This window comes from Bartonella sp. W8122 (genome assembly GCF_016102485.1).
Taxonomy (GTDB): Bacteria; Pseudomonadota; Alphaproteobacteria; order Rhizobiales; family Rhizobiaceae; genus Bartonella; species Bartonella apihabitans.
In genome coordinates this window covers 1,882,459-1,901,439 of sequence record NZ_JACFOO010000001.1, presented here as the reverse complement: position 1 = coordinate 1,901,439, position 18,981 = coordinate 1,882,459, and the positions used below count along the sequence as shown (strand labels likewise).

Genomic DNA, 18,981 nt, shown 5'->3' with positions numbered 1-18,981 from the left:
TGAGACTATACGGGAATATTCCGGATATAATATATATATGGTGTTGAATGAGATCGATAAGAACACTTGATTATTATTGAAATACGAAAAATAAAAACGAATCGCCCATTCTGTTGCGGATGGAGATGTAGCAAGACATTTTTCCGGACGGAATTTCATATTCCCGATCAAGGCTGAGAGAATGCAAAAACCGGCGTCACGAATTGCGTGATTTCTTTTGTAAATTGCTCGGTCAAAAAAAACGGGAAACGGAAGAGACTCGAAAAATTTAGAGCGCGGTTACAGGTCGGGAATTAATCTGAAAATGCAAATTTCGGCTGTTGGATATTGCTTAAACATCAAGCTTGGCAAAAATCGGAGCAGGGCGAAGCGAAGAAATCTGTGCGTAGGTGGTTGGAAGATGCGCTCCATTATTTTAGTAGGGTTAACGATTTGCTAAGTTCAACGCAGATTCAGATTGCATTTATGAGGTTAATGGTATGGCACAAAGTTCAAATGCGTTGAGGGAACAACCGACAACGGATGAGATACTCGCGTCTATACGAGAAATAATTGAGGAAAATACCGGTCGTGTAAATGATCGTACTGCTGCAAAAACTTCTGTGAATAATCGTAGCGCTGCTAAAGCCACAGGACAACAGACATTAAATAATGCGCAAAATAATGCTCAGACAGGACTTGATGATTTGTCGGTTGATGAGGCTATGAAAGTATTGGCCGCACGGATAGGGCTAAAAAAAGACAGCAATCAAAGCGTGGCTGATGCTGGTACTAAAGATGCTTTTTCAAATGATGTATCGGCACCATCGACTCTTCGTCAAAAACCGGTTGATGAGCCATTACAATCCTCTTTCCAACAGCAAAATACTGTCAATGAGACTCCGCAAGATTTTAATAACCAGCCTGCTGGCTTAGCCGGTAATACCGACTTAGCCGGTGGGCAACAGATTGCACCTGACAACACGAATTATCAATCGATTGAAAGCGCAGATTTGTCAGCTCGGCAGGATGTTGAAACGGCTGCCGATAACGCTACAAATACGGAAGTGAATAATGAGGATATTTATTCCGATATTCATTTCAGCCCTGAATTTTGGAACCATGTTAATGCCTTGGCCGAAGAAACTCTGAGGCCGATTCTTGTACAATGGTTGCAAAAACGTTGGCCAGCTCTTGTCGAGAAAATCTTGCGTGAAGAAATTAGTGGTGCATTCAAGAGAAATTTTCCGTCTGATCAAGGATGATAAGGGAAGGGGATTTTTCTGCTCATCCAATTTTGATTGCGGGCAAATATAGTCATTGAAAGCCAATTGAGGTTATAAAGCCGTCTCATAAATGCAAATTGTTTTTGTGTTGGCAGGCGGTTTTATTTTTTCGACAAATTGTGCAGAATTATTCCATTATTTTTTGAATCCTGACATGAAGTCGGCTACAACCGTAAAAATAGTGTTGTCCAGATTAAACTCGGCCATTTTTTGAAATGGGCAATGAGTGCAATCGCGTACCGGTAATAATTGGAAAAGAGAATGTTAGACAAGACATATGATGCCGGCTCGACCGAGCCCCGTATAGAAAAACAATGGGAAGACAACGGCGTGTTCAAAGCCGGCGCCGGTTCGAAGCCCGGTGCGGAAGCGTTCAGTATCGTCATTCCGCCGCCCAATGTTACCGGCTCTCTCCATATGGGACATGCGCTCAATAATACCATTCAGGATATTATGGTTCGTTTCGAGCGTATGAGGGGCAAGAATGTTTTGTGGCAACCTGGTATGGATCATGCCGGTATTGCCACACAAATGGTCGTCGAACGGCAGCTCGCGCAAAGAAAAGAACCAACCCGTCAGGAAATGGGGCGGGAAAAATTTGTCGAACGTGTTTGGCAATGGCGCGAAGAATCGGGCGGCAAAATCGCACACCAATTGCGGCGTCTGGGTGCTTCTTGCGACTGGTCGCGCGAGCGTTTCACGATGGATGAAGGGCTTTCGCGTGCGGTGCTCGAGGTTTTTGTTACCCTTTATAAAGAAGGGTTGATTTATAAAGACAAACGTCTTGTCAATTGGGATCCGAAATTGTTGACCGCGATTTCCGATCTTGAGGTCGAGCAGAAGGAAGTAAAGGGCCATCTCTGGCATTTCCGTTATCCTCTGGAAGGTAAAGTCTTCAATCCGGATGATCCGAGCACCTTCATTGTCGTGGCGACAACACGGCCGGAGACTATGCTTGGCGATACCGGTATTGCCGTTAATCCGAAAGACAAAAGATATAAGGCACTCATCGGCCACCATGCAATATTGCCGTTTGTCGGCCGCAAAATTGAAATTGTCGGTGATGATTATGCTGATCCCGAGGCGGGCACAGGTGCTGTTAAAATTACACCGGCGCACGACTTCAATGACTTCGAAGTAGGGCGTCGTCACAACCTGAGAATCATCAACATCATGACAGAAAATGCCAAAATTTTTCTGCGTGACAACGAGGATTTTCTGAAAGATCTGGACAAGACCGAAGAGCTCAACAAGCTCGTTGACGCATTCGATCAGGTGGACCGCTTTGTCGCACGGCAAAAGATTGTCGAGATGATGGAAGAGGGTGGCTATCTCGCAGGCATTGAAGACCACACTCACATGGTTCCTCATGGAGATCGCGGTGGCGTACCGATTGAGCCATTATTGACCGATCAATGGTATGTCAATGCGGCAGAGCTTGCCAAACCGGCCATTGATGCTGTCAAGAACGGCAAGACCACAATTATTCCCAAAAATTGGGAAAAAACCTATTTCAACTGGATGGAAAATATCGAACCGTGGTGCATTTCCCGCCAATTATGGTGGGGGCACCAAATTCCGGCGTGGTACGGGCCTGATGGCAAGGTATTTGTCGAAAAATCGGCCGAGGAAGCACAAAAGGCTGCTGACGCGCATTACGGCAAAGCGGTTGAATTGCGGCGGGACGAAGATGTGCTTGACACCTGGTTTTCATCTGCTTTGTGGCCATTCTCGACACTCGGCTGGCCTGACAAGACAAAAGAACTCGAAATCTATTATCCGACGAGTGTTGTCGTTACCGGTTTCGATATTTTGTTTTTCTGGGTTGCCCGCATGATGATGATGGGGCTGCACTTCATGCATGATGTGCCGTTCCATAACATTTATATGCATGCGCTGGTTCGGGACAAACACGGCGCCAAAATGTCGAAATCGAAGGGAAATGTTATTGATCCTCTCGATTTGATGGATGAATACGGTGCTGATGCATTGCGCTTTACTCTGGCTATTATGGCGGCACAGGGGCGTGATGTGAAACTCGATCCCGCGCGCATTGCCGGATATCGTAATTTTGGAACGAAACTCTGGAATGCTACGCGTTTTGCCGAAATGAACGGCGTTGCCTATGATCCGGCATTCAAGCCGGAATCGGTCAAACTTTCGCTTAACCGCTGGATTTTGACAGAACTTTCGAAAACGATTGAAGCGGTTACCTCCGGAATTGAAACCTACAAGTTCAATGAAGCGGCAGCGGCGGTTTATCGGTTTATCTGGAATACTCTCTGTGATTGGTATCTCGAATTGTTAAAGCCGATTTTTCAGGGAGAAGATGAGAACGAGAAAAAGGAAGCGCAAGCTTGTGTTGCCTGGGTTCTTGAGCAAGTCTATAAAATTCTCCACCCGTTTATGCCTTATATGACAGAAGAATTATGGGCTTTGACGGCAACAGATAAACATAAAAGAGATACCATGTTGGCGCTGGCATCGTGGCCGGATATCAATTTCCGTGACGAAAAAGCGGCAGAGGACATCAATTGGCTTATTGATGTTGTCGGCGGAATCCGTTCGGCTCGCGCTGAAATGAATGTCCCTGCGGGAGCTATGGCACCTTTGGTGATCGTCGAGGCAGGACAGACAACAAAAGAACGTGTGGAGCGCCATGAAGCGGCAATTAAACGGCTTGCCCGCATCGAAACAATCGAATTTGCAAACAAGGTTCCCGAAGCGTCGGCCCAGATTATACTAGGCGAAGCAACATTTTGCATGCCACTTGGAAAATTGATCGATTTCGAAGCGGAGCGTGCAAGACTTTCAAAGGAAATGGGGAAAATCGACCTTGATATAGAGAAGGTTGAAAAGAAGCTCAATAACCCCAAATTTGTTGCAAATGCCAAGCCGGATATTGTCGAAGCCGACCGGGAACGTTTGGACGAACTCAATGCGGCCAAAGAAAAACTGGTTATTGCAATCAAACGGTTGGGATGAATTTCTTTCGAATAACGTCAAAGTAAAAATACCGCCCGGAAATTTTTTCGGGCGGTTTTCTTGAAATTAAACCGTTTTTGCTAAAGCAAATTCAACCTCTTCCGCTACCATTACCGACAGATGATGCATAGTTTTTACGCACCGCTGGAGCAGGAGCAGGAATGTTGGCAGGATTGAGTGTCCGCCACTGGCGTTCGCCATTGTCACCAAGATACCAATAACCGGTTGTTCCGGAAGTGTCGGTTGCTTCGTTTACAGAAGGCTTTTGCGTTGTCGTGCAGCCCGACAGAACTGCCATAAAAAACGCGAACGCTACGATACTCGATTTACTCGTCATCATTTCAACTCATAGAAAAGGTTGATACGGATTAGATAAATAAAAGTGGCTCAAAACTACGGCCATCTCGAAAATGCGACTATCTCATAATTATGAGCATCTCATTGTCAAACAAGACTGACCTTCATTAATTTTACATAACTGGCTGGCCGGATGCAATTTTAAAAAACATCGCATTATAACGGATTAACCATAGCAAACTCAATTTTATATGTTGCTTTCAGGCAACACAATTTTCATTGTTTATGTGCTATCGTCAGCAACATAGTTGGTGCCTCATTCCCACCACAAAGCCAGTGCATTTTTAACAATGCAAAGTAATTTTGTTGCGTATCTGTGGCGAGACAGGAAAAATTCAAATGAAAAGATGCAAAGAAGGTTGGTTGACCAGTGTGACAGCACTCACATTGGGAATCTGCCTTTCTACCGCATCGGCTTTGGATATCAATCACAGCAAAAACGAGTCGAATAGTCCATTCGAATTTTTCAAAAGCGGTATTTCTGCCTATAAAAACGGTGATAAAGATCAAGCGGTCAAAGCACTGAAATATGCGGCTGACAGGGGGCACCCGGGAGCTAACTGGAAACTTGCCCGCATGTATGCCGATGGCGATGGTGTGGTCGAAAATGATTATGAGGCTTATCAATTTTATGTTCGCATCGTTCAGGAAGGCGCTGATCCGGGGTCGGAAGATGAAAGTTATCTTTCCGATGCACTGGTGGAAATTGCAAGTTATCTCGTAACCGGCATTCCGAATTCACCTGTCAAACAGGATATGCCTCAAGCGCGCAGTCTTTATTTGCAAGCGGCTACCAATTTCGGCAATCCCGAAGCACAATATCGCTTGGGGAAAATGTTGTTGAATGGCGATGGCGGCGAAAAAAATCCGGTTCAGGCAGCTCGCTGGTTTCAGCTTTCGGCACGAAAAGGCAATCCTGCAGCACAGGCAATGTTGGGGAACATGTTATTCCAAGCGGGAAAGACCGTACGGGGACTGGCGATGATGACTGCGGCCTATGAAAAAGCTGCTCCGCATGATCAGACATGGATAAGACAGTTACAAGAACGTGCTTTTGCGGTTTCCGGAGAGGCCGATCGCCGCACAGCTATTTCTCTTGCGAGCGATATTATCAAAAATGATAATGGTTTCTGATACCGGTTTTCTTCCGTTATAATTTAAATCTATATTACCGCCATCCCTTATCAAGAGGCTTTGAGATCTGACTACAGTCAATAAAAACGGCCGGTTATTAGGCTGATGTCAAGTAAAACAACGATATTTAATTACCGGATATAGTGAAAGTGGATATTTTTCTAAAACTATTATAGAGTAAACATTATTCCGGACTTAATATCCTCTAAACGTTTCTTGGCTTTGTCCTGAGAGACTGTGAAATATCCATTTCTTACGTTTTAAAAATTTCAGTTTTCAAAAAAATATAATAATATGTTTTGGCGCCTTCCGGTGTGGTTACTACGCACGCATATAATTTTTAAGCAGGGGACACCGGATGATCGGTTTGATGGTAGTGGAAATTGCCGGAAAAAAACAATGGCGAAATTGTTCCTTTCAGGCTCTTAGAGAAGAAGTGTTCACTCTTTCTGTTAATTCAAGAAAACAAAATGGCTAAACAGTCACAAAGACTTAACGGCCTTCGGGCCATGAGAATTGAAGCAGCAAAAGCGGGATATTTGCCCGACCAATGCCACACGATCTAAATCGCACACATTATCATTCATCGGGTTTCACGAATTAATGGCTTAATATCTTTGACAGAAAATCACGGGCACGCGGCGTTCTCAATTCCGGCGAAGCAAAAAATTCTTCCGATGTGCAGTCTTCCAATATTTTCCCGTCATCCATAAAGATTACTCTGTCGGAAACTTTATGAGCAAAGCCCATTTCATGGGTAACGCAGATCATGGTCATTCCATCTTGAGCAAGCCCGACCATGACATCAAGAACTTCACCCACCATTTCGGGGTCGAGAGCCGATGTCGGTTCGTCGAACAACATGACAATCGGATCCATAGTCAAAGCGCGCGCTATTGCTACGCGTTGTTGTTGACCACCCGATAGTTGACCGGGATATTTATCTTTGTGATCAATCAAGCCGACACGTTTGAGATACTTTAATCCGCTCTCGACGGCTTCTTTTTTGGAACGATGAAGAACTTTAATTTGTGCAATGGTCAAATTCTCCATCACGGACAAATGGGGAAACAGCTCGAAATGTTGAAAAACCATTCCGACACGGCTTCTCAGTTTCGGCAAATTGGTCTTCGGAGAATGAACCGGAACACCGTCAACCCAGATTTGCCCCTCCTGAAAAGGCTCAAGAGCATTGATGGTTTTTATAAAGGTCGATTTTCCTGAACCGGAAGGCCCACATACAACGACCACTTCGCCCTTGCTTATATTGGTCGAGCAATTTTTCAAAACGTTGAATTTTCCATACCATTTGGAAACGTTTTTGACTTCAATCATGTGTTCGGACATGAAACTTTCCTATCAGCGAATAATCGAGACTTTTTTCTGCAGGTACATAACGGCCTGCGACAGCGTAAAACAGATCACAAAATAGAACAAGGCGGCCAGTATATAAGCTTCCTGTTTAACACCGAAATTGTTTGCCACAATGTCGAAACCTTTAAGAAGGTCATTACCGCTAATTGCATAAACCAGTGATGTATCCTGAAAGAGGATGATAACCTGCGTCAGAAGCACGGGAAGCATGTTGCGCAGTGCTTGTGGCAAGATAACAATCAGCATGGATTGCCAATAGGTCATGCCGAGAGCTTCACTGGCAAATTTCTGTCCCTGTGGAACTGAACGTATCCCCGCCCGCATGATTTCTGCAAAATATGCCGCTTCAAAAGCAGTGAATGTTATAAAGGCTGAATTGTTTGCTCCGATCGAATGACCGGTGACAAAAGGCAATAGAACAAAAAACCACAAAATAACCATAACCAGCGGAATTGCGCGCATAGCGGTGACATAGAAGGTTGCAAGCCATGATAACGGTTTTATCGAGGACAACCTCATCATTGCGAGAAGTGTTCCGAAAATGATCCCCAATATTGTAGCGACGACCGTCAAAACAACACTGAAAACAAGTCCCGACAAAATATAGGTTTTGAAAACATCGAAGGTGAAAAAAGAAAAATCCATCCACGAAAAGTCGAATGTCAGGTAATAGGAAAGGGTAGACCCGAGGTTTGACATGATTATCTACCCTCCGTCTGGAAACCGGGAATTTTGACCATCCGTTCAATAATTGACATGACAATAAAAATAGCCAGAGAAATAATGACGTAAAGAACTGTCACAACCATGTAGTTCTCGTAAACATGACTGACTTCTTCAATAGCCTGAAACTGGAATTGCATCAGTTCGTGGATTGATACGGCAAAAGCGACAGCCGAATTTTTCACAATCCCCATGGATTCCGATATGAGTGGTGGCAGGATGGTACGCATTGCCCGGGGCAAAATAACATATCGATAAGTCTGATAAGTCGTAAATCCCATTCCCATAGCAGCATAACGCTGTCCTGTCGGAATGGCTTCAATTCCGGAACGAACCTGTTCGGCGATACGGGCAGAGGTAAAAAATCCCAGTGCGCAAATGATCAATATCATCGGCGGAAAGTTCATTGCTGGCGGATATATCTTCGGGACTACGAAGTACCAAAGGAAAATCTGGACAAGGAGTGGAATGTTGCGGGTTATTTCCACCCAAATCCGTGCAATTATCCGCAATATCCGGTTCAATATTGTCGTGCGTGGCAGCGTTCTCATTGTGCCGATAATGACACCGACAATAATGGCTAATATCAAACTCGAAATTGAAAGTAGAGCCGTATTCAAAAAAGCGTTGAGTAAAGTATCAAGATAAGTATGGCTCACACCTGCTTTACCGAAACAACCGGCAATGTGGGTGTGATCAATATCATCCATACAGAGGAATGAAAAATCCATTGTAGACTATTCCCGACAAACTTATGCGAGTACCCGCACACCTAAACTAGACGAGCCAATCGTTCCGATACGGAATAAAATTGGCTGCATATAATTTCAAATACATGCAGCCTTTACGCACAGTTTTATTATTTGTTTTCTTTATATTCTTCCATTGGCTTGTTGTTGGGATGTTCCCATGCATCTTTGGTAATATCCGAAAGAGGTAACCCGACAACTGTATTTGACGGCGGAACCGGCTGCATGAACCACTTGTTATAAAGTGTTTCCAGTGAGCCGTCTTTTACTTGGCGAACAATACTGTCATCAATGGCCTGTTCCAAGTTTTTGTCATCAAGACGCAACATACAGGCAATCGGTTCAACCGAGAGAACGTCATTCAAAATAACATAATCGGACGGATTCTTCGATTTTGAAATATTTCCGGCCAGAATTGATCTGTCCATCACAAAAGCATCAGCTCTTCCCGATTCCAGAAGCAAGAAACTATCGGCATGATCTTTGCCGTTTACTTCCTTGAAATCGATATTTTGCGCGCGTTTGTTTTTGCGAATAAGCTGTACAGATGTTGTTCCTGTCGTCGTTGCAACTGTTTTTCCGTTGAGATCGGCAATCGATTTAATGCCGGAATCTTTTTTGGTGGCAATGCGTACTTCTTCGACATAAGTTGTATAGGCAAAAGCTGCTTCTTTACCTCTCGCAGCATTGTTGGTTGTCGAGCCACATTCGAAATCATAGGTTCCGTTTTGCAAAAGCGGAATGCGATTTTGGGACGTGATCGGTAAATAATTGATCTTGATCGGTTTACCTATCTTTTTAGAAATATCGTCAATAATACGTTCAGCCATCTCGGTATGAAAACCGACATATTTGCCGTTGCCGAGTGCATAAGCCAAACCTGACGATTCGCGCACGCCCAACGTTATCGAGCCGCTATCTTTAATTTTTTCAAGTGTGTCCTTTTGCTGGCCCAATGCTGTTCCAGTCAGTCCCAAGATTGCCATAGCGGCAAAAGCCATCAGGGCTCTTTTCATGAATGTTCTCCTTAATCGGTTATTTTTGCAAGAAAATTTCTGCCAAACGCAAGTTTAGCACATTTTTTTCATGAATATAACATTTCTGTATTTTTAAACGCATTCTTTATTTTTAGACGCATTCTTTGCATTTGACGGGTGAAAAAGACAAACTGACCTAACGTAACTCAATAACGACAGGAACATGATCGGACGGTTTATCCCAGCCGCGAACAGCCCGTTCTACAAAGCTAGCTTCAAGTTTGTCCGCGGCTTCGGGAGAAATGAAAAAATGATCAATTCTTATTCCATCATTTTTCTGCCATGCGCCAGATTTGAAATCCCAGAAACTATAATCGGGATTATCCGAAGTGGCGCGGGTGGCATCATAGAAGCCGAGATTTTTTATCTTCCACAAAGCTTCGCGACTTTTTGGCAGATACAATGCATCTCCTTCCCACTCCTGAGGATTTTTGGCATCAAGAGCAGAATCGATGACATTATAATCGCCGGCAAAAATCAAAGGTTCTTCCAAAGCAAGAAGGGAAACTGCGCGGTCGTAAAAGCGTTCATACCAACGTAGTTTATAAGGATATTTTTCGCTATCAACCGGATTACCGTTCGGTACATAAAGCGAGACAATACGTATAACACCGGTTTTGGTCGAATAAACAGCTTCGATATAGCGGGCCTGTTCATCGCTGTCATCGCCAGGCAGACCACAGATTACCTCGTCAGGATTTATCTTTGAAAGAAGCGCAACACCGTTGAAGCCTTTTTGTCCATGGGTATTGATGTTGTAACCCAGCGCTTCAATTTCGGCTCGCGGAAAATTAGCATCGATTGTCTTTGTTTCCTGCAGACACACCACGTCGACTTGAGACTGCTTAAGCCACTTTATAAGAGTATCATGTCTGGCCCTGATACCGGCCACATTCCAGGTTGCTATTTTCATGATGAACACTTTAATCAATGTTTTTCTAAAGCTTCAAGTGTTTGTTTTATTATAATGAATAATGGGGACAAGAAAATCTTCAATCACAGTCCTTACAATAAAGACAATTAACTTCCTAACTGTGCGGGCAACCTTTGAATTGCACGGGCTTGAAAAAAGTAACCTGTCACACGTATAAAAAAATTGACTTTCGCGAAATTTTGCCAAGTGCAGCCCCCAAACCGCATAATTTCATTTCGGACTTTGTCGACAGTTCATATAAACCGATAGATCATAATCCGATATGAACACGTTGGCTGGTAAAAATAAATTCCGTAGCTACGCTGTAGAGACCTAAAATTTAAACAATTTTACGCGGCCTGTAGCAAAAAAATGAATGACAATATTCTGATATGGCTTTCTCGGCAGAGTTTATCATCATCAGTGATGACAATATACCGAAATGTTCATCATATTTTAACGGAATAACTTATAGCCGATTCTTGTTTTCAGTCTGGTTGATTCCTCGAATGACCTGATAATGGACATTAAAACCGAAATAGGAAAGCGTCCGACACTCTCTGAAAAGGGGTTCAAAAAGGGAATAGGCTGTTAAAATCAGGTCAACATTGTCGCTTCTATGTCGATAAACCGCCAATTGTTCATCTAATCGCTGTAAAATTCGCGATTTCATAGTTTTTCTCGGCTATAGGACTTGACGCAACAACCGTTTATCGTTAATAAACCGCCATCGGAGCCGATGTGAGGTTAGCTACATTTTCAAAACGACACGTTTTGGAGTTCGCCTCAAACAGGGTTCGTTTTACGGTTTTGAAACGCAAATGCCGGATGCATGAGGCTTTGAAAGGTCTCCTCTGCTTATAGTCGGGTGATCTGCACGATAGCGGTGAGGCCCGGTTTTTTGTGCATGTGTTTACTGTCGTTACCAGTTGGTTCGGAGCTAAATCCGGTTGATTGGGAACTAAATAAAGTGAAGCGGCCCAAATTGGGCGAGACGAAAAAGAGATTGAAAAGAGGAAGGTTGAATGCCTACCGTAAACCAGTTGATCCGCAAGCCGCGTACAGCGCCGGTCAAGCGTAATAAGGTTCCTGCCTTGCAGGCAAACCCGCAAAAGCGTGGTGTGTGCACGCGTGTTTATACAACGACACCAAAGAAACCTAATTCGGCTCTCCGTAAGGTTGCCAAGGTTCGTTTGACCAATGGTTTTGAAGTTATTGGTTATATTCCTGGTGAAGGTCATAACCTTCAGGAACACTCCGTTGTCATGATTCGTGGCGGACGTGTTAAGGATTTGCCTGGTGTTCGTTATCACATCATTCGTGGTGTGCTTGATACACAGGGTGTTAAGAATCGTAAGCAGCGCCGTTCCAAATACGGTGCCAAGCGTCCTAAATAAGTTTGAGAGACGAAGCCAATGTCCCGTCGCCATAGAGCAGAAAAACGTGAGATTAATCCAGATCCGAAATTCGGTGATCTTGTGATTACAAAATTTATGAATGCCATCATGTTTGATGGTAAAAAGTCAGTTGCAGAACGCATCGTTTATGGTGCGCTTGATGCAGTTGGAGATAAAGCAAAAACAGAACCTGTTGCTCTGTTTCATCAAGCATTAGAGAATGTTGCTCCTCATGTTGAAGTTCGTTCTCGCCGCGTTGGTGGTGCAACCTATCAGGTTCCGGTGGATGTTCGTCCTGATCGTCGTCAGGCATTGGCCATTCGTTGGCTCATTGCTGCGGCCCGTAATCGTAACGAAACAACTATGGTTGATCGTTTGTCGGGCGAATTGATGGATGCAGCGAATAATCGTGGTTCGGCTGTCAAGAAACGCGAAGATACGCACCGTATGGCGGAAGCCAACCGCGCATTCTCGCATTATCGTTGGTAAGAGAACTCTTTTTAATCGAAAGCAAAAAATATGGCTCGCGAGTATAAAATCGAAGATTATCGCAATTTTGGTATTATGGCGCATATTGATGCCGGTAAGACCACAATGACCGAGCGTATTCTTTACTATACCGGTAAGAATCATAAAATCGGCGAAACGCACGATGGCGCTTCTACGATGGATTGGATGGAGCAGGAGCAGGAACGTGGTATTACCATTACCTCTGCTGCAACAACCACCTTCTGGAGAGGTCGTAACGGCGAGAAGTGCCGGTTCAATATTATTGACACCCCGGGGCACGTCGATTTTACGATTGAAGTCGAACGTTCTTTGCGTGTTCTTGATGGTGCTATTGCACTTCTGGATGCGAATGCCGGTGTTGAGCCCCAGACTGAAACTGTATGGCGTCAGGCTGAAAAATATCATGTACCGAGGATGGTTTTTGTCAACAAGATGGACAAGATCGGCGCTGACTTTTATCGCAGTGTTGAAATGGTCGGTTCACGTCTTGGTGCAAAGGCACTTGTTCTTCAATTGCCAATCGGTGCAGAGAATGATTTCGAAGGCGTTATTGATCTTATCGATATGAAAGCCCTTACGTGGGATGGTTCGATTGGCGGTCATACAGTTACCAGCGAAATTCCTGCTAATATGAAGGAAAAAGCTGAAGAATATCGTGAGAAACTGGTTGAGTCTGCTGTTGAAGTTGATGAAGCAGCTACCGAAGCCTATCTCGAAGGTAAAATGCCGACCAATGAAGAGCTGATTGCATTGATCCGTAAGGGTACTTGTGAAGTACTCTTCCATCCGGTTCTTTGTGGTTCTGCTTTTAAGAATAAGGGTGTTCAACCTTTGCTGGATGCAGTTGTCTCTTATCTTCCGTCTCCGGTTGATGTTCCTGCCATTCAGGGCGTCGATGTTAAGACAGGTGAAGAAACAACGCGTGAATCTTCCGATGCTGCTCCTCTTTCAATGCTGGCATTCAAGATTATGAACGACCCGTTTGTTGGCTCATTGACTTTCTGCCGTATCTATTCGGGCGAGTTGCATAAAGGCGTCTCTCTTGAAAACACTGTAAAAGGTAAGAAAGAACGTATCGGTCGTATGCTGTTGATGCATTCGAATGCACGCACAGATATTGATGAAGCTTTTGCCGGTGATATTGTAGCATTGGCAGGTTTGAAAGAAACAACAACAGGCGATACCCTTTGCGATCCGCTTCATCCGGTCATTCTCGAACGCATGGAATTTCCTGATCCGGTTATTGAAATTGCAATCGAGCCAAAGACGAAAGCCGATCAAGAAAAGATGGGTATTGCGCTCAATCGTTTGGCTGCTGAAGATCCGTCATTCCGTGTTAAATCGGATGAGGAATCCGGTCAGACTATTATTGCAGGTATGGGTGAACTTCATCTGGATATCATCGTTGACCGTATGCGTCGCGAATTCAAGGTTGAAGCTAATGTTGGCCAGCCGCAGGTTGCTTATCGTGAAACGATTACGAAACCTGCCGAAGTTGACTATACCCATAAGAAGCAATCTGGTGGTTCGGGTCAGTTCGCTCGCGTCAAGATTCTTTTCGAACCCTATGACGGTGAAGGTTTGCTGTTTGAATCCAAGATTGTTGGTGGTGCCGTTCCTAAGGAATATATTCCGGGCGTTCAAAAAGGGCTCGAAAGTGTTATGGGTTCAGGTCCTCTTGCCGGCTTCCCAATGCAGGGTGTTAAAGCCACTTTGCTTGATGGTGCCTACCACGATGTTGACTCTTCGGTTCTTGCCTTCGAAATTGCCGGTAGAGCTGCATTCCGTGAGGGTGCCCAGAAAGCCGGTGCTCAGCTTCTTGAACCAATTATGAAGGTCGAGGTTGTTACACCGGAAGATTATGTTGGTGATGTTATTGGTGATTTGAATTCTCGTCGCGGACAAATTTCCGGTACAGAGCCGAGAGGTATTGCAACCGTGGTTGACGCTATGGTTCCGCTCGCAAACATGTTTGGTTATGTCAATAGCTTGCGTTCGATGAGCCAGGGGCGTGCCCAATACACAATGCAATTTGATCATTATGAACCAGTGCCTACGGCAGTGGCTCAAGAAATTCAGAAAAAATTCGCGTAATCAGGCGGTTACGTATTAACTTTCAACTCAGCCCTGAATAGGGCAGGAAATGGAGAGAGCTCAGATGGCAAAGTCCAAATATGAACGTACGAAGCCGCATGTAAATATCGGCACGATTGGTCACGTTGACCATGGTAAGACAACGCTGACGGCAGCGATTACAAAATATTTTGGTGAGTTCAAGGCGTATGACCAGATTGATGCTGCGCCGGAAGAACGTGCTCGTGGTATCACGATTTCTACAGCGCACGTTGAATACGAGACAGAGAAGCGTCACTACGCTCACGTTGATTGCCCGGGACACGCTGACTATGTCAAGAACATGATCACCGGTGCTGCCCAGATGGACGGTGCAATTCTTGTTGTTTCTGCTGCTGATGGCCCGATGCCTCAGACACGTGAACACATTCTTCTTGCTCGTCAGGTTGGAGTTCCTGCAATTGTTGTTTTCTTGAACAAGGTTGATCAGGTAGATGATGAAGAACTTCTTGAGCTTGTCGAGCTTGAGGTTCGTGAACTTCTTTCGAAATATGATTTCCCTGGCGACGAGATTCCGATTGTTAAGGGTTCTGCATTGGCTGCTCTTGAAGGCACCAACAAGGAAATCGGTGAAGATGCTGTTCGTCTTTTGATGCACGAAGTTGATGAATATATCCCGACTCCGAAGCGTCCGATTGATCAGCCTTTCTTGATGCCGATTGAAGACGTGTTCTCGATTTCCGGTCGTGGTACAGTTGTTACCGGCCGTGTTGAACGCGGTGTTGTCAAGGTTGGTGATGAAGTTGAAATCGTTGGTATTCGTCCGACAACAAAGACGACGGTAACCGGCGTTGAAATGTTCCGCAAGCTTCTTGATGAAGGTGAAGCAGGCGACAACATTGGTGCACTTCTTCGTGGTATTGAACGTGAAGGTGTTGAACGTGGTCAGGTATTGGCGAAGCCCGGTACAGTTACACCGCACACCAAGTTCAAGGCAGAAGCCTATATTTTGACAAAGGATGAAGGTGGTCGTCACACACCATTTTTCACCAATTATCGTCCGCAGTTCTATTTCCGTACGACAGACGTTACCGGTATTGTAACACTGCCGGAAGGTACAGAAATGGTTATGCCGGGTGATAATGTTACGATGGATGTCACACTGATTGTTCCGGTTGCTATGGAAGAGAAGCTCCGCTTCGCTATCCGTGAAGGTGGCCACACTGTTGGTGCCGGTATCGTTTCTAAAATCATTGAATAGTTGAATTTTAATTGTTAAGGAGCGTCTTTGAAAAAAGACGTTCCAATTGACAGGGATAAGAAAAGTATGAACGGTCAGAACATCCGCATTCGCTTAAAAGCGTTTGATCACCGGATTCTTGACGCATCGACACGTGAGATTGTGTCGACCGCCAAGCGTACTGGCGCCAATATCCGTGGACCGATTCCGCTTCCGACGCGAATCGAGAAGTTCACGGTTAATCGTGGGCCGCACATCGACAAGAAGAGCCGTGAGCAGTTTGAGATGCGTACACATAAGCGTCTTCTTGATATTGTTGATCCGACGCCGCAGACTGTGGACGCGCTTATGAAGCTCGACCTTTCTGCTGGTGTTGATGTCGAGATCAAGCTTTAAGGCTTGGGGACGGAAGGAACGAACCCGATGCGTTCAGGTGTAATAGCACAAAAGCTGGGCATGACCCGCGTCTATAATGATGCCGGAGAACATGTACCTGTTACAGTTCTTCGTTTGGAGAATTGTCAGGTTGTTGCTCAGCGTACAGTTGAGAAGAATGGCTACACAGCTGTTCAGTTAGGCGTAGGGCTTGCAAAGGTGAAAAACACTTCTCAAGCGTTGCGTGGTCATTTTGCAAAAGCTTCGGTAGAGCCGAAGGCAAAAATTGCGGAATTTCGTGTAAGTCCCGACAATCTTCTGGAGGTTGGGGCCGAGATTACTGCGGAACATTTTGTTCCCGGTCAATTGGTTGATGTCACCGGTACATCAATCGGTAAAGGTTTCGCCGGCGTTATGAAACGTCATAATTTTGGCGGACATCGTGCTTCGCACGGTAACTCCATTACGCACCGTGCCCATGGTTCGACGGGTCAACGTCAGGATCCGGGCAAAGTGTTTAAGGGTAAGAAAATGGCTGGCCATATGGGGCAGACGAGAATTACAACTTTGAATATCGAAGTTGTTTCAACCGACGCTGATCGCGGGTTGATTTTAGTTCGCGGTGCTGTTCCCGGTTCGAAAGGTGCCTGGATTTTGGTAAGGGATGCTGTCAAGAAGAGCGTTCCGGAGAATGCACCGAAGCCAGCCGCTTTGCGTCAGCCAAAGAATGCTAAAACAGATGCTGCTGCCCCTAAGGCGGAAGCTACAGTCGCTGAGGGAGCCTGATAATGGATCTCATCGTAACTACTCTTGACGGCAAGGATGCTGGCAAATTGAAGGTATCGGAAGATGTCTTCGGTTTAGATCCTCGTGAAGATATTCTACAACGTGTTGTCCGTTGGCAGCTCGCCCGTCGTCAGCAAGGTACACATCAAAGCCAGACACGCGCCGATGTATCGCGTTCGGGCGCAAAAATGTACAAGCAGAAGGGGACAGGCCGCGCCCGTCATTCATCTGCTCGTGTTCCGCAATTCCGTGGTGGTGGTAAGGCTCACGGGCCAGTTGTCCGCAGCCATGCACATGAACTACCGAAAAAGGTTCGTGCTTTGGGTTTGCGCCATGCATTGTCGGCAAAAGTCAAAGCCAATGATCTGATCATTGTGGACGAGTTGAATGTCAAAGAAGCAAAAACGAAAGTTTTAGCCAAGGATTTCGCAAAACTCGGTTTTTCTGATGCACTGCTTATCGGTGGTAAGGAAATTGATTTGAAGTTTTCCCGTGCCGCATCGAACATTCCAAATGTAGATGTTTTGCCGGTTCAGGGGATTAATGTTTATGACATTCTGCGTCGTGGCAAACTTGTTTTGTCCAAAGCAGCTGTCGAAGCCCTTGAGGAGCGGTTCAAATGACAGATCTTCGCCACTATGATGTCGTCGTAAGTCCGGTTATTACCGAAAAATCGACGATGCTATCGGAAAACAATCAGGTCGTGTTCAAGGTTACCCCCAAGGCGACAAAATCTGAAATCAAAGCGGCTGTTGAAGCTTTATTTGGTGTCAAAGTTACAGCAGTGAATACAACAACCCGTAAGGGTAAGGTGAAACGTTTTAAAGGCGTTGTCGGTCGACAGAGTGATGTCAAAAAAGCGATCGTGACGCTGGCTGAAGGTCAGTCAATCGACGTTTCGACTGGTCTTTAAGAGGCTCGGAGTTAGGAATAATGGCACTCAAGCACTTTAATCCGACCACGCCAGGGCAGCGTCAGCTTGTTATTGTAGATCGTTCAGGTCTTTACAAAGGCAAGCCAGTAAAAGCGCTGACCGAAGGGCTGTCGTCGAAAGGCGGTCGTAATAATCGCGGCCGTGTAACTGCCCGTTATCAGGGCGGCGGTCATAAAAGAACTTATCGCTTTGTGGACTTCAAGCGTTTGAAACGTGATATGCCTGCAAAAGTCGAACGTTTGGAATATGATCCGAACCGGACAGCGTTTATTGCGCTCATTCGTTATGAAGATGGTCATCTGAGCTACATTTTGGCTCCGCAACGTTTGGGTGTCGGTGATACGGTTGTTGCTGGCGTTAATGTTGACGTCAAGCCCGGCAACTCGATGCCTCTTGGTAATATGCCTGTCGGTACGATCATCCACAATGTTGAAATGAAGCCAGGTAAAGGCGGGCAGATTGCCCGTTCGGCCGGTACTTACGCCCAGCTTGTTGGTCGTGATCAGGGAATGGCTATTCTTCGTTTGAATTCGGGTGAGCAACGTCTGGTTTCCAGTGGCTGTTATGCAACTGTTGGCGCCGTTTCGAATTCGGATCATGGTAACACAAACGATGGTAAAGCTGGTCGTGCCCGTTGGCGTGGCAAGCGTCCGCATGTTCGTGGTGTTGCAATGAACCCTGTCGATCACCCTCATGGTGGTGGTGAAGGTCGTACATCAGGCGGTCGTCATCCGGTTTCTCCGTGGGGTAAGCCTACAAAAGGCAAGCGTACACGTTCGAATAAGGCGACTGATAAATTCATCATGCGCTCACGTCATCAACGCAAGAAATAAGAGAGGTAGTCTGAAGTGGCTCGTTCAGTATGGAAAGGACCGTTTGTTGACGGCTATCTTCTCAAGAAAGCTGAGAAGGTACGTGCCGGCGGTCGTAACGAGGTTATTAAAATGTGGAGCCGTCGCTCCACGATTTTGCCGCAATTTGTTGGCCTGACCTTTGGTGTCTATAACGGAAACAAGCATGTTCCTGTTTCTGTTTCGGAAGAAATGGTCGGACATAAGTTCGGTGAGTTCGCTCCAACCCGCAGCTATTATGGTCACGGTGCGGACAAGAAAGCGAAGAGGAAGTAATA

19 protein-coding genes and 1 pseudogene are annotated in these 18,981 nt (G+C 45.4%); 14 read left to right on the top strand and 6 right to left on the bottom strand.

Annotation, left to right across the window (positions count from 1 at the left end):
* Nucleotides 1-479: 479 nt before the first annotated feature.
* The 3 genes and pseudogenes from H3S83_RS11695 to H3S83_RS08340 form a co-directional block, all read left to right on the top strand.
* Nucleotides 480-567: pseudogene (locus tag H3S83_RS11695) on the top strand (DUF2497 domain-containing protein); the annotation flags it as partial.
* 137 nt (nucleotides 568-704) lie between these two features.
* The gene (locus H3S83_RS08345) at nucleotides 705-1,244 is read left to right on the top strand and encodes a DUF2497 domain-containing protein (protein ID WP_370541369.1); all 540 of its coding nucleotides are present in this window, start codon (nucleotides 705-707) and stop codon (nucleotides 1,242-1,244) included.
* A gap of 282 nt (nucleotides 1,245-1,526) precedes the next feature.
* Nucleotides 1,527-4,250, top strand: a complete 2,724-nt coding sequence (locus H3S83_RS08340; protein ID WP_198239403.1) for a valine--tRNA ligase — start codon at nucleotides 1,527-1,529, stop codon at nucleotides 4,248-4,250.
* Between the two features lie 91 nt (nucleotides 4,251-4,341).
* Here the strand turns inward: H3S83_RS08340 and H3S83_RS08335 are convergent, their stop codons facing one another.
* Complete coding sequence (locus H3S83_RS08335; protein ID WP_198239402.1) at nucleotides 4,342-4,590, bottom strand: hypothetical protein; 249 nt, start codon at nucleotides 4,588-4,590, stop codon at nucleotides 4,342-4,344.
* A gap of 356 nt (nucleotides 4,591-4,946) precedes the next feature.
* Here H3S83_RS08335 and H3S83_RS08330 point away from each other — a divergent pair, with 356 nt between their 5' ends.
* On the top strand, nucleotides 4,947-5,741 hold the full coding sequence (locus H3S83_RS08330; RefSeq protein ID WP_078040401.1) for a tetratricopeptide repeat protein: 795 nt from the start codon (nucleotides 4,947-4,949) through the stop codon (nucleotides 5,739-5,741).
* Between the two features lie 600 nt (nucleotides 5,742-6,341).
* Here H3S83_RS08330 and H3S83_RS08325 read toward each other — a convergent pair.
* From H3S83_RS08325 to xth, 5 genes are all read right to left on the bottom strand, one after another.
* On the bottom strand, nucleotides 6,342-7,088 hold the full coding sequence (locus tag H3S83_RS08325; RefSeq protein WP_077971854.1) for an amino acid ABC transporter ATP-binding protein: 747 nt from the start codon (nucleotides 7,086-7,088) through the stop codon (nucleotides 6,342-6,344).
* Nucleotides 7,089-7,100: 12 nt separating this feature from the next.
* Complete coding sequence (locus H3S83_RS08320; protein ID WP_149867440.1) at nucleotides 7,101-7,814, bottom strand: amino acid ABC transporter permease; 714 nt, start codon at nucleotides 7,812-7,814, stop codon at nucleotides 7,101-7,103.
* 2 nt (nucleotides 7,815-7,816) lie between these two features.
* Nucleotides 7,817-8,569 (bottom strand): amino acid ABC transporter permease, encoded by a 753-nt coding sequence (locus H3S83_RS08315; RefSeq protein WP_198239401.1) that lies wholly within the window; start codon nucleotides 8,567-8,569, stop codon nucleotides 7,817-7,819.
* Nucleotides 8,570-8,697: 128 nt separating this feature from the next.
* A complete protein-coding gene (locus tag H3S83_RS08310; protein WP_198239400.1) occupies nucleotides 8,698-9,603 on the bottom strand; it encodes a transporter substrate-binding domain-containing protein in 906 nt (301 codons plus the stop codon).
* Nucleotides 9,604-9,760: 157 nt separating this feature from the next.
* A complete protein-coding gene (gene xth / locus H3S83_RS08305) occupies nucleotides 9,761-10,537 on the bottom strand; it encodes an exodeoxyribonuclease III (RefSeq protein ID WP_198239399.1) in 777 nt (258 codons plus the stop codon).
* A 1,025-nt stretch (nucleotides 10,538-11,562) separates the two neighbouring features.
* Here xth and rpsL point away from each other — a divergent pair.
* From rpsL to rpsS, 10 genes are all read left to right on the top strand, one after another.
* Nucleotides 11,563-11,934 (top strand): 30S ribosomal protein S12, encoded by a 372-nt coding sequence (gene rpsL, locus H3S83_RS08300; RefSeq protein WP_002964366.1) that lies wholly within the window; start codon nucleotides 11,563-11,565, stop codon nucleotides 11,932-11,934.
* Nucleotides 11,935-11,952: 18 nt separating this feature from the next.
* Nucleotides 11,953-12,423: a 30S ribosomal protein S7 gene (rpsG, locus tag H3S83_RS08295; RefSeq protein WP_075868529.1), complete on the top strand. Its 471-nt coding sequence runs from the start codon at nucleotides 11,953-11,955 to the stop codon at nucleotides 12,421-12,423.
* 30 nt (nucleotides 12,424-12,453) lie between these two features.
* Complete coding sequence (gene fusA / locus H3S83_RS08290) at nucleotides 12,454-14,538, top strand: elongation factor G (protein ID WP_077971840.1); 2,085 nt, start codon at nucleotides 12,454-12,456, stop codon at nucleotides 14,536-14,538.
* Between the two features lie 64 nt (nucleotides 14,539-14,602).
* The gene (gene tuf / locus H3S83_RS08285; protein ID WP_078040400.1) at nucleotides 14,603-15,778 is read left to right on the top strand and encodes an elongation factor Tu; all 1,176 of its coding nucleotides are present in this window, start codon (nucleotides 14,603-14,605) and stop codon (nucleotides 15,776-15,778) included.
* A gap of 66 nt (nucleotides 15,779-15,844) precedes the next feature.
* Nucleotides 15,845-16,153: a 30S ribosomal protein S10 gene (gene rpsJ / locus H3S83_RS08280; RefSeq protein ID WP_075870855.1), complete on the top strand. Its 309-nt coding sequence runs from the start codon at nucleotides 15,845-15,847 to the stop codon at nucleotides 16,151-16,153.
* Nucleotides 16,154-16,180: 27 nt separating this feature from the next.
* The gene (rplC, locus tag H3S83_RS08275; protein ID WP_077971839.1) at nucleotides 16,181-16,918 is read left to right on the top strand and encodes a 50S ribosomal protein L3; all 738 of its coding nucleotides are present in this window, start codon (nucleotides 16,181-16,183) and stop codon (nucleotides 16,916-16,918) included.
* Nucleotides 16,919-16,920: 2 nt separating this feature from the next.
* A complete protein-coding gene (rplD, locus tag H3S83_RS08270) occupies nucleotides 16,921-17,541 on the top strand; it encodes a 50S ribosomal protein L4 (RefSeq protein ID WP_077971838.1) in 621 nt (206 codons plus the stop codon).
* Nucleotides 17,538-17,831, top strand: coding sequence for a 50S ribosomal protein L23 (locus H3S83_RS08265; protein WP_077971837.1), 294 nt, complete (start codon nucleotides 17,538-17,540; stop codon nucleotides 17,829-17,831). The genes rplD and H3S83_RS08265 overlap by 4 nt, the downstream gene beginning before the upstream one ends.
* Before the next feature lie 20 nt (nucleotides 17,832-17,851).
* Entirely contained in the window at nucleotides 17,852-18,685 is an 834-nt protein-coding gene (gene rplB, locus H3S83_RS08260; RefSeq protein ID WP_077971836.1) for a 50S ribosomal protein L2, read from the top strand.
* 15 nt (nucleotides 18,686-18,700) lie between these two features.
* Entirely contained in the window at nucleotides 18,701-18,979 is a 279-nt protein-coding gene (gene rpsS / locus H3S83_RS08255; protein ID WP_075870482.1) for a 30S ribosomal protein S19, read from the top strand.
* Nucleotides 18,980-18,981: the final 2 nt, after the last annotated feature.

Coding starts and splice junctions, on each gene's coding strand:
- H3S83_RS08345 (WP_370541369.1), top strand. CDS start 705: ATGAAAGTATTGGCCGCACGGATAGGGCTAAAAAAAGACAGCAATCAA.
- H3S83_RS08340 (WP_198239403.1), top strand. CDS start 1,527: ATGTTAGACAAGACATATGATGCCGGCTCGACCGAGCCCCGTATAGAA.
- H3S83_RS08335 (WP_198239402.1), bottom strand. CDS start 4,590: ATGATGACGAGTAAATCGAGTATCGTAGCGTTCGCGTTTTTTATGGCA.
- H3S83_RS08330 (WP_078040401.1), top strand. CDS start 4,947: ATGAAAAGATGCAAAGAAGGTTGGTTGACCAGTGTGACAGCACTCACA.
- H3S83_RS08325 (WP_077971854.1), bottom strand. CDS start 7,088: ATGTCCGAACACATGATTGAAGTCAAAAACGTTTCCAAATGGTATGGA.
- H3S83_RS08320 (WP_149867440.1), bottom strand. CDS start 7,814: ATGTCAAACCTCGGGTCTACCCTTTCCTATTACCTGACATTCGACTTT.
- H3S83_RS08315 (WP_198239401.1), bottom strand. CDS start 8,569: ATGGATTTTTCATTCCTCTGTATGGATGATATTGATCACACCCACATT.
- H3S83_RS08310 (WP_198239400.1), bottom strand. CDS start 9,603: ATGAAAAGAGCCCTGATGGCTTTTGCCGCTATGGCAATCTTGGGACTG.
- xth (WP_198239399.1), bottom strand. CDS start 10,537: ATGAAAATAGCAACCTGGAATGTGGCCGGTATCAGGGCCAGACATGAT.
- rpsL (WP_002964366.1), top strand. CDS start 11,563: ATGCCTACCGTAAACCAGTTGATCCGCAAGCCGCGTACAGCGCCGGTC.
- rpsG (WP_075868529.1), top strand. CDS start 11,953: ATGTCCCGTCGCCATAGAGCAGAAAAACGTGAGATTAATCCAGATCCG.
- fusA (WP_077971840.1), top strand. CDS start 12,454: ATGGCTCGCGAGTATAAAATCGAAGATTATCGCAATTTTGGTATTATG.
- tuf (WP_078040400.1), top strand. CDS start 14,603: ATGGCAAAGTCCAAATATGAACGTACGAAGCCGCATGTAAATATCGGC.
- rpsJ (WP_075870855.1), top strand. CDS start 15,845: ATGAACGGTCAGAACATCCGCATTCGCTTAAAAGCGTTTGATCACCGG.
- rplC (WP_077971839.1), top strand. CDS start 16,181: ATGCGTTCAGGTGTAATAGCACAAAAGCTGGGCATGACCCGCGTCTAT.
- rplD (WP_077971838.1), top strand. CDS start 16,921: ATGGATCTCATCGTAACTACTCTTGACGGCAAGGATGCTGGCAAATTG.
- H3S83_RS08265 (WP_077971837.1), top strand. CDS start 17,538: ATGACAGATCTTCGCCACTATGATGTCGTCGTAAGTCCGGTTATTACC.
- rplB (WP_077971836.1), top strand. CDS start 17,852: ATGGCACTCAAGCACTTTAATCCGACCACGCCAGGGCAGCGTCAGCTT.